We start from the raw sequence: 14,143 nt of genomic DNA on the forward strand, positions 1-14,143 counted from the left end.
TCGAGTCAAAACGTACAATGCTCCTTGGCCGTCGACTCCTGCATAGAACACTTCCTCGATGCTCTGTATTCCTTGCTCACGGAGCTTCTTTTGAAGCCACTTATCGTCATATCCGGCATGGCGGAGGTTTTCAGTAATGATGTTACCGTCCTTGATCACATCATTCATCATCCCTTTCTCCGGAGGCTTACGATTCAGATCGCCCAGAGTGAGTGGCATCTTGTCGGATTTAGGCAGGACGGATAGCTGCCCATCGGTCTCAAGTATGGCACAGTAGACATCGCCTGGATGAAATACATTTTTTTGGCGAAGAATTGTTAGCAGCTCATCAAGGGTCAACCTTGCTTTGCGAAGCTGTTGGGAATCGATTTGCCCCTTGTATATGACCATTTTGGGTTTGGAAATTACGAGATTACGGAGACCAGGGGACTTCTGGATAAAGTAATCCAGCGTTAAAGTAAGAGCGGTGAAAATGCCGAGTGCGACGGCAGCCCTTTTCCAATCATTCGTTGGAATCGCTACTTCAGTTGTCAGTGCGCCAATCGTAATGGCCGAAGCGAAATCAAAGAAATTGAACTGCGATAATACCTTGCGACCAAGGACTCGGCAAATCAGATGCAGGAAAAGATAAGCTCCAACCGCCGATACAGCCGTCCACCACCATTCGATGTTCCTCACCTCTTTGATATTTGCTTGTTATGTCCGTTAATTATTGTTATCTGAATGTTCCAGATTATTTGTGTAGGTCAGTGATCAGCTCTTAACTTCAACGTGTTTTTCGGGGCAACTGGAGCTTTCACTTCTTGGCTAATTTACCCACTTGGGTAGAAATGTATGTAACAGAACAGTGTTTAGTTACATTTCTACTGTCCGTTTGTTCAATGAACAGAGTAGAACGCTACAAAAGCGATGGATCTGTCGGATGACAAGAACCTGATGCCATAAATGACAAGAGCCTGATGTCATTACAGCTTATTGTAGATGAACGGGATACGGGAAATGAACCCGTACTTAAAGTTGTCAACATAAAATAAGTATTAGACAGGAATAGATGACATTACGGAGACGTTAGAGTTTAATGATGATCCATAAAAATGACGGATATGGGACATCTTAGACATGGAGCTTCGAGAGATCACCGATATGCAGCTTAGGTCTAGTCCTATTTGGGTGGCCAAGCTTCACGGAGCCGATCGTTTCCGCAAACATCAACGAATTGTGGGACACCTCCCAAGGGATGATAAGGAACGAGGTTAGATCCACTCACGGCGACAGCCATCTCGGTCACATCTTCCCGGATGGCCTTGCTAATCGCGGTGGCCTTCACTGCATCAATTTCGCGTCGCTCCGATTCATCCTTCGCGACGACGACATGGAGAGCGAGGGCTACGGCAAATATCGCGATCAGGTTGAGGAGGTATAAAAATGCATCAGCGCGCTGTACTCGCTGGGGGATGCTTCTGGGGAATGCAGGACTTGATCCGCAAGCTTCCCGGCGTCGTCTCGACTCGCGTCGGCTATACAGGCGGTGACACTCCGAACGCGACATATCGCAACCATGGTACTCATGCGGAGGGGATCGAAATCGTCTTCGATACAGCGGAGACGAGCTACCGGCGCATCCTGGAGTATTTCTTTCAAATCCACGATCCTACGAAGCGGAACCGTCAGGGCAACGATATCGGCACAAGCTACCGTTCGGCGATCTACTATACGAGCGACGAGCAGAGAAAGGTGGCGGAGGAGACGATTGCCGACGTGAACGCGTCGGGTCTGTGGCCAGGCAAGGTCGTCACCGAAGTGACGCCTGTCGGCGACTTCTGGGAAGCAGAGCCGGAGCATCAGGACTATCTGGAGCGCCATCCTAGCGGCTACACCTGCCACTTCCCGCGCCCCGACTGGGTCCTTCCCAGACGGGAGGCGGGTGGCGCCCCGTCAAGTAGACAAGAATGAAATAAGAGCACTATGCAGCCTTAGTTCTGCCTCCACCGGACTAAGGTTGTTTAATTTGCAAAAGATAATGATTTATATTCGCTAATGCATAAATTAGTATGTGGAAAGGACGCCGGCGACAAGGGTTTTGTCTACTTGGAGGAAATGAAAGACAGCAAATGGCGATTCACCCATACAAGCGGCACGATCCCAGACTTCTCCAAGGTGGCCGCTTTCAAGGTACTCCGTGAAAATAACTCCCCTTCCGGACTACCCGGGTCTACAGCGCTAAACGGTCGGCGATCCGAACCTTAAATGATGCCGATCTCATTTCAATCCTTGGCTCAGGCATCTTAGGATTGGAGCTGCATGTCCACACAAATAAGGTTCGATTCGTCGATATGCATGAGGCCGAAAGCCTTGCTTTGACAGGAGAGATCACCAGTGAGTTCTCCAGCTTCACTGGACTCGTGTATGCCGATGATGAGGATAGATGAAGCACTTATAGCCAAATTAAGCGACGACCCGCTTCAATTATGAGGAGTTGGAGCCAATATGGTTGCAATCTGATCAAGTTTTTCTGTAATTCTGATAATTCGATAACGAGTTCCTTGGATCTGGCTTCAGCCGAATTTGCTCTGTCATTCCAGTAATTTATTAGATTTCCGATGCTGCTGTTCGATTTGGACACGGACCCGCAGCAAAGAATGTACTGGTTGATGCCGCGGCCGGGGCTAGAATTATTCGGCTGATGGCCGGGCTGATGCGAAGCAATGACTCACCCGCCAAATAATTCGAGTGGCTGGGGGGTTACCGGTCGAATAGTATATGGGGCTGACCAACCGTATCTAGGATTACGGTGGACAGCCTCTTTTCATATGGAAGGGGAAGCTTAGAACACAGGAAAAATCGCACTTTTAATTAACTCCAATCCAGTGATCATTCACAATTAATCCAAGCTCGTGCCGGCTCCGAGTCTCCAGTCCCCTTTGTTGGGGCTTTTTAAGGGCTAATCACGATGGCGTGATGCCGGCTGACGGCCTACTAAATTACTGGATTTCGTGGCTGCACCTTTATTGAGGGGCAGATTCGCGGTATTGGTGAACGGGAATCCTAACGCCACCATGGCCCCTTCGAATTTCACTGAACAGCTCAAGTCGCCTGTGGTTTTGGATGTTGCCAATTATTTTGTCGCATTTGAATTTTTCTATTTTTTTCATGCATCTGAATCGCCTACCAATTTGCTCAGTTCCCCATGGAGTTTGGAAGCCTTACATTCATTACAGCTACCTTACTTCACGCTCTTCGCGGTTGCGTCCCCGCATTCCGGCCAAGCCCAGCAGTCCGAGGAGTCCTAGCCAGCCCCAATTGTAGCCATTACCTGTAGTCGCTTTGGCCGTATAATTGTTAGTTCGGTATGCGTTCGTGCGATAAGTGCTTGTGTCGTAGTTGCCGCCATAGCCGTAGCCCGTATTTACATTGGTATTGGTATGCATTCGGTCGAGCATATTATAGGAGTAATTGCGAACGGTGTTTGCAACGGTTCCTGTTGTTCCTGTATTTGTACCGGTTGTAGTCCCCGTTGTTCCGGTCGAAGTAATTGTACTAGTCGTACCATAGCCAGGTGCCGGTACGTAGGTTCCCGAGGCGGGATTGTACCCCCCCGGAGATCCCGTAAGACTTCCCGTGCCAATTCCCGTCGCACCGGTGGAAGGAATCGTACCATAAGTCCCAGTACCATAAGCTCCGGTTGTCCCGATACCATATGTCGTCGTTGGAGTGCTCGTTGTTTCCATTTCGGCAAACGCCTGACCACCCACGCAGAAAGTCGCTGTAACCGCGAAAGCTAGTACCGTTTTACGAAACTTATTCATCCGTTCGCATATACTCCCTTCTGACGCATGAGATTTGTATTGTGCTTGCCCCATAGCTTGGACGTCCGGCATTGTTCTTATCCTCCCCGCATTTTGGAGAAGCAGCCATAGATCATAGGAAAATTTGCTCGATCCGATCACGCCGACAACGGCGGGGCCGAGATGAATTACGATTCGAATGCCGATGAGATAGCATTTCACTGTAGAGAGATTAAGGTATAAAAAACATAAACAAGACTACCTTACCTTCGGGTGAAGGGGGACGGCAGTTTTGTTTTGATTTCTTGCTCTGATTATTAGATCTTAGCTCTTTTCATCTTCCAAATAAATTCTGCATTATCTCGAAAACTCTCTTTTTGATCGATAGCTCTGACATATTAGATATCGAAGGGCAAGCCTTCATTCCATCCCAATTATATTTTTTCTTCTGTCATCTCATGAATTTTTACCCATACTCCATCCCGACGCAGGTAGGATTCTAGCTTCAAATCACTACTCATAACGCTGATAAATTCTTCGCGAATTTCCGGTACATTCCAATTTAGTGTAAAAGTTATCCTCGTTAAAGTAAGCAAGCGCCATCCACCACGCCCAGATGCGTTTATATCTTGGTTCTTTTAGCAGATCGTCTAGATCGGGGCTCCAGCCGTAAACTGTATGTAGGTACCGCTGTACTTTTCTTGCCCTCTCTAGTTCAATACTCAACATTGCCTCCTCCTCCTAAATTCTTCCGGATACTTTTGCAAAAAAAACTGAAAACCCGATTTTCCTTTTAAGACAACCCTCGTGAGATACAGTATATTACTTAAAGTTGTCCATGCCTGTCGAGGCGAAATCCATGTAACGCCGTGCTCGGTTGCATCGAGTGTCCGGCTTCCCTCAATGTAGAAGTCGAAGCGAGCAAGATCGTTCTGAAGTTTCCAGATTTCCCGCTCCAACATCTTCTCGGGCAAGCTTGAGGTTATGTGACGCTTACAAAGAAGAAGGAATCGATCCATTTGGATTTGGCGAATTGTAAGAAGTTAAATGCGAAATTGGGATGCAGAAATGTGGGAGAAAGAATATTGGGGATTAGATGTATACTTGAAATGTAAAGGTGGATCTTACGTAAATGGGAGTTAAGGAGTAAGGGACTTCTCTAATGAAGTCCCTTACATTGACCTTCTTTTACTAAAGATTAATCTGGGGAGTACTTTCATTGTAATTATTAACGCCTAACGCTTTATTCTTCAATAAGATATCCTTAATTAATTCATCGTTTCCTTCGGAACACTTTACCATCAAAAAGACTTCTGTTGCTTTAATTCGACCAAACAAATCGATTGTGGGCATTTTTTTGACCGCGATCAGTTTTATTAAAAAACCAAGAACTCCTCCTACGACCAGTCCGATCAATGCCCATAACACAGGGCCAAGCTTAAGGACAAAACCGTAAATTCCACCCAATAGCATGAAAATGGAACCCAAAATGGTTGCCAGATCCACAAAACTTACACCGTCCGAGTAATGAGCATTATCAAACAACCTGGTCTTTTTATTTCGAACTTGTAGGGGCAAAGCAAGAATATCAGACTTCTTCACCCCATTCTGTTCTAGTTCAGTTAATGCGATTTCGACAGAAGCTGAATGTTCGTAGGATGCAACAATATACATATCTTCTCCCTTTCTCTCCGAATGGAATGGGGTTTCGAATGAATTTTGATAGTCAGAAACCAGAAGCTTAGCTTGGGATAGTTTATAATGTTTGTTACTTTTTACAGCCTCCCAGTAGCAATGATATAAAAATCCACCATAAATAGAGGGAATAAACAAAAACCACTGAGGATTAACAACTTCTATTGCTTTTGCAAAATCTCCGGTCAAGCTATAAAATAATCCCACGTAAAAACGTGAAAAAGTAATAGTTATTACCCACGTAACCAAACTGAAGAAAAAATTGAACACTTGGTTCAAATATAATGAACCTAGCCCTGGCATCAACATTTCCCAGAATAGACTTACCGATGGACTTACCTTGTTCAATGTGTTTACACTAAATGTAGACATAGAGGCTGTGTCCGTTGTTTTCGTTTTTCTGTAGGACAACACATAATTATTATTGAGATCTACAGCTCTTCGATAAGAATCAAACATGGTAAAAATGTATACTCCAATATATAAATAAAAAAAGCGAAGATCGATTACGTCTTTTGCACTTTGGATATCCCCGATCATGGAATAATATATAGCTTGATTAACCTTTGCAAGATTATTTATTATAAATTCAAAGATAACTAGAATGTAGCCAATTAATAAGTTGTTCATAACAGCGTGTCCGTATCCTGGAAAGGCTGCCGACCACCATAAAGGTATCCAAGGATTTAATGGATGCAAAATATTCGTGTTGTAAGGAACACTTTTCATCAAAAGTGGATATCTCTTCATCATTCCTTAGATCACCTGTTTCCCATGGGATGTACCATAATGTTGGGGTTAATCATGCTCTCTATGCTTATATAGTATGGGGAGCTTTTTCTTTGTTCCCGCCGCTCCGCGCTGAAATACATATGTTTATGTCGTGACGTGACTTAGCGACACAAAAATTGCGCTTTCAAATAAAAAATCTCCAAATTACGGGGATCACAAAGCACATACATGTTCGTTTTACGCGACACAAACATGTACTCTTCGCCGATTCGACTCAACGTATCATGTAAGCCTACACCGACCAGCCGAGCGCTGTCTCCAGCATGGACTTCAAAGATTCGGCCCTATGCAGTTCCGGTTTTGCCTTGAGCTTGGTGAACTCCTCGCCGATATATCGGATAAAATCATCGCGTAGCCGCTCCAGCTGTTCCACCGTCAATAAATATAAATAAGCTTTAACATAGTCGTAATCCGGGTACCATTCCCTGTTTTCCAGAAAAGCTAAAGATGAACGCTGGTACCACGCCCGAGTACTCGCCTTCAAAGCCTCTGTAATCTGTTGATCCTTCCCGGACATTGCAAAAAGCCGGTTTTCGGATAGCAAACTTCTGTACTTCACGACACCGCTATCCGGGAAGGTGTTCGGAAGCTCATGAAAACGAAGAAGATTTTCTTGCAAATCAACATAGACATCTGGCCCAGCGTAACGCGAGTTGAACTGCAGCCTCACCGCAGCATGAGCGATTTCTTTCAGCAGAGCAAGCGCTTCTGTAGCTTCTTCCTTAACGGGGGAACCGGTGAAGAACAACCCCTGCTTGCCGGCGCGAATTTCCGCCCGGTCGATGGCGTCGTGAAGCGCGTCCGCTAATTGCTCCTTACTGTGCGCTGCCCACTTAACGAATCGGTCGGTAAGAATTTTGCTTATACCAAACTCCCTGCGCAAAATATTGACAATGTCGACCCCGCTGCTGCCTTGAACTGTATTTAGTATATCAAGCAATAAATTTTCTAGGTTTCTGGACTTTTTAATGCTGACTATAACCTCTTCCGGAACCGTGAAGATAGCTGCCTGCTCTTTCTGCTTTAGATCGGTAATAAGCTGCTCTAGCTCTTTAAGTAATGGCTGCATTCTTGGTTCATCCTTTCTTGCATTCATTATTCCCATCTTTTCCACAAAATAGCGTGTGCAAAAAATTTCAACACAAACGTCCATTTATTTTCTGAACATTCACAATGTTTACCGTTAGATTCCAACAGCCCGCCACATTATAACGGGCAGGCTGTTATTGAACAAACTACGGCTATGCTGATATGTTATATGTTCATGTTTTAGCGTCAAAGAAAAGTTCATCAAAATCGCACCTAAACTTATCCGCAATTACAGGATGTGTTAAGTGCCCAACCGTCTTGAGTCCAAGTTTACTCAAGCGGCTCTGGCTAGATCTCACACGGAAATGACCTTAATGCTGGGGGAGCAAGCAAGTCTAATACGAGCGGCAGAATAGTCATCCCCCATCCGGACAAGTTCTTTGTTAACCCCGTTGGAAAACAGTCAGCGAGCATGGCAACAGGGCATCCGGCGGGAACAGCAGTAGGCATGGCCGTACGTCTGGCATTACGCCACATGAAATGAATGTAGCGGAGCTGCAAAGCCAGTTTCGTAAGGATAGTGCTATTCTGAATTAATTATTGTTCATCCTATAATGTAACCCGAACGCTATAAGGAGTTCGGGTTATTGTTAATTGGAATTGCCGCTGGGTAACTGAGTAATCCAGGTTAACCTTTCATATAATAAGGAAGCGGGAATGAATAGCAATAGAAGAGGCGAATATGATTAGCCCGGAACTGAAGGAAAAACTTAAACAGCTGGCGGCGGATTGCGGATTAGAGACTCGAGATGCGTTCATAGAGCATTTGGCAACGTTGTACAATTTAAACCAACTCAAGGAAAGTGACTGCAGCAGTTATGCAAAGCAGATAGAAGAACTAGAGTTTTATACGCGACGGAACCTAGATCTGTTCATTGGAATGATAAAGACGGAGGCGGCAGAACGACTTGAGCTTTCCATTCATCACGACGAAGCTCTCTCGAACCGAACTGCGACAATAGTAGCTCAGGAACTGGTGATTATTGATTTACAGAAAGTAGTGAAACAGCAGACTGAAGAATTGGAGCGTTTGCGTGACGAAATCGCGAAGCTTCAGAGGGTGATGGAAATGAGTGACATCGATAAGATATTTAATGGCGGCGAAGTCAAAGAAGTGTCGAAAATAATTAAGAAAAATTATGAATTATTGGAAGGAAACGAAAAGGTAGCAAAAAAGACAGGAGAACAAGCAGATATAAAAGAAATCTATGGGCGTGATGATAATGATGAGTATGCTGGATAGCAATGTTTTCAAGTTATGCGCTAGAAAACCATTGAATTTTTGATTGACGTATAAAAAGAAAACACTGTAGTTTATGCTACAGTGTTCTCTTGAAGGCCAATGATTAGCCCTGTCTTTGTTTGTGTTTTGGGTTGTCGCAGATCACCATGACATTTCCATTTCTTCTAATCGTTTTACATTTTTCACATATATGTTTTACAGATGGTCTAATTTTCATTATAGTTTCCCTCCCTATAATAATAAAGAGAATAGATATATAGATTATATCATAATCCATCTGTAATCAACTGATAACTACTGGAAACGAGGATGTCAGGGTGCTCGAATCTTGCAAAGAACAGTTTGATAAACAAAGTCCTTGTCTATTTAGAACAACCTGAACCTGTCGTAATTATAGCAGCATCTTCAGGTAGAATTTATGGAGGGCTCGAATGAGAAGTGGAGATTTGCATAATGTTTATGTCGCCGAACAGGTGGTGTCGAGTGGTTTTAGGAAGTCAGATAAAGGCGTTCCAAGTTTCCCTTAAGTTGATGCCCATAGCACAGCAAAAAGTAATATATCATTGAGAGATAACAACATAGGGTAACAAAATGACAAAGTGCCACCTTCGTGTTAACCGAATAACGTATAATAAAGACCGCATCACCGTCTGAGTAAAATAAGACGGCAATGCGGCGTTTTGTGATAAGCTCGGGTCCGATTACATATTCTCGGTTCTCAAACTTCAGGATCTTGTGTCATCTGCCCTTCCTTCAAATAAGCAGTGTATGCAATTATAACGCCTTTCCATAAATCTGGAGAAAACGACAAGCCAGGCTCCGCAAGCCAATAAAGCGATACCGCTCCAAAGCCGTAAGACCGACTGTTTGAACCAAGGCGGCATTGCATCATCGAAAGTACATAGTTTCTACGTACTCTGTATTGGAATTAACTACGGATCTCATAAAACTTAGTCCTTCGTAGAAACATTTTCAAACAAGTTAAGGTATTCCCCGTATCCTTCCCTTACCAGATCCTCCTTAGGAATAAAGCGAATCGCTGCCGAGTTAATGCAATAACGCAACCCGCCTTTATCCTTCGGTCCATCGGCAAAGACATGGCCCAAATGGGAATCCCCTTTCTGGCTCCTCACCTCGGTACGAATCATGTCATGACTTTGATCAAGCTTTTCCGTCAAGCGAGACTCTCCGATCGCTAGGCCATCCACAGCCCGAATCAAATTTATCCAGCGAACTGAAGAGTGGCTCACTCGAAACAACGTCCACATATATCCCTTCTTGTTTATGATCCCAATATTCGTTATGAAATGCCGGTTCTGTGCCGTTATTTTGAGTCACTTCATGTTGCATCGGCGTCAGCTTCTGCTTTAATTGCGCTAGGTCCTTCCTGGGCTTCCAATTCTGTTCAATAAATTGATCCCTGCCGGAACCTCTGCGGTACGTTTGATAGCGGAACGAATTGGTTCTATGGTAGTTCTGATGATAATCCTCTGCAGGATAGAACGTTTGTGCCGGTAAAATATCCGTCACAATCAGTTTGTTGAACTGGCCGCTCTCGGCGATTTTTCCCTTCGATGCTTCTGCCTTGTTCTTCTGTTCCTCATTATGGTAAAAAATCGCTGTCCGGTAGGATTCTCATCTGTCGTGAAACTGCCCGCCCGGATCAGTCGGGTGGATCTGCTGCCAATAAATGTCCAGCAGCTTGTCATAGGGAAAAACCTCCGGATCAAACGTAATTTGCACCGCTTCCCTATGTCCCGTAGTCTCGGAGCAAACCTCCCCATACGTAGGATTCTCCTTGTGACCGTCCGTATAGCCGGAAACAACCTTGATGATGCCCGGCATTTCCTCAAACGGCGATACCATACACCAGAAGCACCCTCCAGCGAAAGTAGCTAATTCATTATGTTTATCGTTTATGCCGTTCACCTTAACACCTCATTCTTCAATATCCAAGATGACGAAGATTTAAGAAAAAACATGCTACATTACAATGATCCACAGCCGGCTGGACAAATTATCAACTCCGTCTTCACTTCATCTAACCATTCATTGCCTATATCCAACGTGGACAGTCAATGTTTGTTGTAAGTCCTTCTTCAAATGCAAACCGAAACAGAGATCGAAGGAACCGGATACGGTTCCCTAGACTGCTCGGTTTTAAATGTTGTGACTGCTTTGCCAAATATCCTCTTAGAAACTCAAATGACACTTCTTCGATGTTTAGGTTTCCAATCTCGCGGACCAGCACTTTAAACTGTAGGGAATAAGCTTTTAACGTATACGGACTAAGACCCAGAATGCGTATATCGTCCTCATACAACGTCCAGAGACCAGTCATTTTCATAAAACAAAACCCCTCCCAAGGCTATTTATTATTAGCTTCACTATGTTTGGGAGGGGTTAATCCGTGTAATCGTATTAAATTTGTTGAACTACTGTAATCCGTTAGCTCCACGTTTGCGCTCAAATCAACTTTCGAATAAGGATTATATTCTGAACATCATACTCCGTTTACGTATTTTGCTGGATTTCCGTAGAAAAGCATGAAGCAAAAGGAAGGAATAACCAACCATGAGCTGCTGGTTGCTTCTCCCTCTTCCACTTTTATTGAATATAAATATTACCACTCTCAATGCCGGCCCTATCTCGAGTCGAAACGTACAATGCTCCTTGGCCGTCGACTCCTGCATAGAACACTTCCTCGATGCTCTGTATTCCTTGCTCACGGAGCTTCTTTTGAAGCCACTTATCGTCATATCCGGCATGGCGGAGGTTTTCAGTAATGATGTTACCGTCCTTGATCACATCATTCATCATCCCCTTCTCCGGAGGCTTACGATTCAGATCGCCCAGAGTGAGTGGCATCTTGTCGGATTTAGGCAGGACGGATAGCTGCCCATCGGTCTCAAGTATGGCACAGTAGACATCGCCTGGATGAAATACATTTTTTTGTCGAAGAATTGTTAGCAGCTCATCAAGGGTCAACCTTGCTTTGCGCAGTTGTTGGGAATCGATTTGCCCCTTGTATATGACCATTTTGGGTTTGGAATTTACGAAACTACGGAGACCAGGGGACTTCTGGATAAAGTAATCCAGCGTTAAGGTAAGAGCGGTGAAAATGCCGAGTGCGACGGCAGCCCTTTTCCACTCATTCGTTGGAATCGCTACTTCGGTTGTCAGTGCGCCAATCGTAATGGCCGAAGCGAAATCAAAGAAATTGAACTGCGATAATACCTTACGACCAAGGATTCGGCAAATCAGATGCAGGTAAAGATAAGCCCCAATCGCCGATACGGCCGTCCACCACCATTCGATGTTCCTCACCTCTTTGATACTTGCTTGTTATGTCCAGCAATTATTGTTATCTGAATGTTCCAGATAATTTGTGTAGGTCAGTGATCAGCTCTTAACTTCATCGTGTTTTTCGGGGCAACTGGAGCTTTCACCTCTTGGGTAATTTACCCACTTGGGTAGAAATGTATGTAACAGAAAACAGTGTTCAGTTACATTTCTACTGTCCGTTTGTTCAATGAACAGAGTCGAACGCAACAAAAGCGATGGATCTGTCGGATGACAAGAACCTGATGCCATAAATGACAAGAACTTGATGTCATTACAGCTTACTGTAAATGAACGGGATACGGGAAATGAACCCTTACTTACAGTTGTCAGCAGAAAATAAAGTAATAGACAGGAATAGATGATCATTACGGAGACGTTAGCGTTTAATAACGATCCATAAAAATGACGGATATGGGACATCTTAGACATGGAGCTTCGAGAGATCACCTAAATGCAGATTAGGTCTAGTTCTCCTTTGAGTGGCCAGGTTTCACGAAGCCGATCGTTTCCGCAAACATCAACGAATTGCGGACACCTCCCATGGGATGATAAGGACCGAGGTTAGATCCACTCACGGCGACAGCCATCTCAGTCACGTCTTCCCGGATGGCCCGTGTAATCGCCTTTCATCGATTCCGCGTCGCTCCGATTCATTCATCCGACGACATGGAGAGTGAGGGCTACGGCAAATATCTCGATCAGGTTGAGGAGGTTTAACATGCATCAGCGCGCTGTACTCGCTGGGGGATGCTTCTGGGGAATGCAGGACTTGATCCGCAAGCTTCCCGGCGTCGTCTCGACTCGCGTCGGCTATACTGGAGGTGACACTCCGAACGCGACATATCGCAACCATGGCACTCATGCGGAGGGGATCGAAATCGTCTTCGATACAGCGGAGACGAGCTACCGGCGCATCCTGGAGTATTTCTTTCAAATCCACGATCCTACGACGCGAGACCGTCAGGGCAACGATATCGGCATAAGCTACCGTTCGGCGATCTACTATACGAGCGACGAGCAGAGAAAGGTGGCGGAGGAGACGATCGCCGACGTGAACGCGTCGGGTCTGTGGCCGGGCAAGGTCGTTACCGAAGTGACGCCTGTCGGCGATTTCTGGGAAGCAGAGCCGGAGCACCAGGACTATCTGGAGCGCTATCCTAGCGGCTACACCTGCCACTTCCCGCGCCCCAACTGGGTTCTTCCCACGCGGGAGGCCGGTGGTGCCCCGTCAAGTAGAGAACAATGAAATAAGAGCATTAAGCAGCCTTAGTTCGGTACTCCACCGGACTAAGGTTGTTTAATTTCTTCTAAAACCGCTTGTGATTGTAAAAGTGAATGTACCGGTGGACCTCATCGATAAGCTGCCTCTGTCCCTTCTTCATTCTAACTACAGGGTGAAATCCTGCGAATTCATGAGTCTGAGTGAGGAAACGGAATCATTTTTAGGGAGTTCAATTACTTATTTGCCCTTTCCTTCTCTCTCAAAACAAACAAAGACTTCTCTTATGAACGCTCCTAAACTACCAGATAAGGCTATTATTATAATTAAATTAACAATCCTAACGATTAAATATGAAGTCTCGATTATGGTTAAGCAAGATAACAATATTAGTGTGGGGAAGGCGATGAATCCAACATAAAGCTGCTTTTTTGTAGTGATAATCTTACCTCCTTCCAAATTATCTCCCCATAATTACACTCGACTTAATCCATTTTAAACCTTTTGTGCCGCCCCAAACCATTAAACAAAACTGCCAGTTAGCGTAATCATGAGTTTAGATGAACTCAATCAATTTCTTGTCTATATCTGCAATCACTCCAATATCCGATACACCATCCCACAGAATAATTGACTTAGCTTCATCGTTCTCAACGAAATCATCAGCTGTCTTAGTTGACCTGAATACAAGATTGAATTAGACTGCTCTTTAACGTTGCAAAGCTGCCGATGAATGAATCAGCGACAGCTTCTAGCGGTGAGTTATTATTATTAAAATAGCGTATCCGTCCCTCGGTTTTAAGGGTTTATCTCACGTATACTCAGTCATTCGCAGGATTTCTCACGTTGGAATGCAGTGGTCCGTAGGAAATAGAGCTTTTTTACCCGTAAACTTTGTGTTTTGGGCATGCCGAAATAGAAGAAACGAACGCTTTGGAACATTTCCCCAATTATACTCTGCTGCACGTATCCTCC

General features: G+C 44.7%; 11 protein-coding genes and 2 pseudogenes. 5 read left to right on the forward strand and 8 right to left on the reverse strand.

All coding sequences use genetic code 11. From position 1 onward, the window contains the following. Positions 1 to 678: DUF421 domain-containing protein (locus FPZ49_RS25330; protein ID WP_144852422.1), on the reverse strand; the 678-nt coding region annotated here is incomplete at its 3' end. A 463-nt stretch (positions 679 to 1,141) separates the two neighbouring features. On the opposite strand from FPZ49_RS25330, the gene FPZ49_RS25335 reads away from it, so the two are divergent. Both FPZ49_RS25335 and msrA (FPZ49_RS25340) read left to right on the forward strand, forming a co-directional pair. Then, complete coding sequence (locus tag FPZ49_RS25335; RefSeq protein WP_144852424.1) at positions 1,142 to 1,423, forward strand: peptide-methionine (R)-S-oxide reductase; 282 nt, start codon at positions 1,142 to 1,144, stop codon at positions 1,421 to 1,423. A gap of 2 nt (positions 1,424 to 1,425) precedes the next feature. Beyond that, complete coding sequence (msrA, locus tag FPZ49_RS25340) at positions 1,426 to 1,953, forward strand: peptide-methionine (S)-S-oxide reductase MsrA (protein WP_144852426.1); 528 nt, start codon at positions 1,426 to 1,428, stop codon at positions 1,951 to 1,953. A 1,265-nt stretch (positions 1,954 to 3,218) separates the two neighbouring features. On the opposite strand, the gene FPZ49_RS25350 is transcribed toward msrA (FPZ49_RS25340), so the two are convergent. The 3 genes from FPZ49_RS25350 to FPZ49_RS25360 all read right to left on the reverse strand — a co-directional run bounded on the left by FPZ49_RS25350 (position 3,219) and on the right by FPZ49_RS25360 (position 7,425). Further along, positions 3,219 to 3,806, reverse strand: a complete 588-nt coding sequence (locus FPZ49_RS25350; protein ID WP_144852428.1) for a WGxxGxxG-CTERM domain-containing protein — start codon at positions 3,804 to 3,806, stop codon at positions 3,219 to 3,221. A 1,170-nt stretch (positions 3,807 to 4,976) separates the two neighbouring features. Then, complete coding sequence (locus FPZ49_RS25355; RefSeq protein WP_144852430.1) at positions 4,977 to 6,233, reverse strand: hypothetical protein; 1,257 nt, start codon at positions 6,231 to 6,233, stop codon at positions 4,977 to 4,979. 271 nt (positions 6,234 to 6,504) lie between these two features. Further along, positions 6,505 to 7,425 (reverse strand): hypothetical protein, encoded by a 921-nt coding sequence (locus tag FPZ49_RS25360; RefSeq protein WP_144852432.1) that lies wholly within the window; start codon positions 7,423 to 7,425, stop codon positions 6,505 to 6,507. A 618-nt stretch (positions 7,426 to 8,043) separates the two neighbouring features. Here FPZ49_RS25360 and FPZ49_RS25365 point away from each other — a divergent pair. Then, positions 8,044 to 8,604, forward strand: coding sequence for a hypothetical protein (locus FPZ49_RS25365; RefSeq protein ID WP_144852433.1), 561 nt, complete (start codon positions 8,044 to 8,046; stop codon positions 8,602 to 8,604). A gap of 103 nt (positions 8,605 to 8,707) precedes the next feature. Here the strand turns inward: FPZ49_RS25365 and rpmJ are convergent, their stop codons facing one another. The 4 genes and pseudogenes from rpmJ to FPZ49_RS25385 all read right to left on the reverse strand — a co-directional run bounded on the left by rpmJ (position 8,708) and on the right by FPZ49_RS25385 (position 11,931). Next, positions 8,708 to 8,821: a 50S ribosomal protein L36 gene (gene rpmJ, locus FPZ49_RS25370; protein WP_144852435.1), complete on the reverse strand. Its 114-nt coding sequence runs from the start codon at positions 8,819 to 8,821 to the stop codon at positions 8,708 to 8,710. A gap of 733 nt (positions 8,822 to 9,554) precedes the next feature. Then, a pseudogene (gene msrB / locus FPZ49_RS36475) lies at positions 9,555 to 10,470 on the reverse strand (peptide-methionine (R)-S-oxide reductase MsrB). A gap of 190 nt (positions 10,471 to 10,660) precedes the next feature. Next, positions 10,661 to 10,951 (reverse strand): site-specific integrase, encoded by a 291-nt coding sequence (locus FPZ49_RS25380; protein ID WP_144852437.1) that lies wholly within the window; start codon positions 10,949 to 10,951, stop codon positions 10,661 to 10,663. A gap of 260 nt (positions 10,952 to 11,211) precedes the next feature. Then, positions 11,212 to 11,931: a DUF421 domain-containing protein gene (locus FPZ49_RS25385; RefSeq protein WP_144852439.1), complete on the reverse strand. Its 720-nt coding sequence runs from the start codon at positions 11,929 to 11,931 to the stop codon at positions 11,212 to 11,214. A 498-nt stretch (positions 11,932 to 12,429) separates the two neighbouring features. Between FPZ49_RS25385 and FPZ49_RS25390 the strand changes: the two are divergent. Next, positions 12,430 to 12,666 (forward strand): annotated as a pseudogene (locus tag FPZ49_RS25390) (peptide-methionine (R)-S-oxide reductase); the annotation flags it as partial. 1 nt (position 12,667) lies between these two features. After that, positions 12,668 to 13,195: a peptide-methionine (S)-S-oxide reductase MsrA gene (msrA, locus tag FPZ49_RS25395; RefSeq protein WP_144852441.1), complete on the forward strand. Its 528-nt coding sequence runs from the start codon at positions 12,668 to 12,670 to the stop codon at positions 13,193 to 13,195. The last annotated feature ends 948 nt before the right edge of the window (positions 13,196 to 14,143 follow it).

The sequence above is a fragment of the Paenibacillus cremeus genome (assembly GCF_007786445.1).
GTDB classification, from domain to species: domain Bacteria; phylum Bacillota; class Bacilli; order Paenibacillales; family NBRC-103111; genus Paenibacillus_G; species Paenibacillus_G cremeus.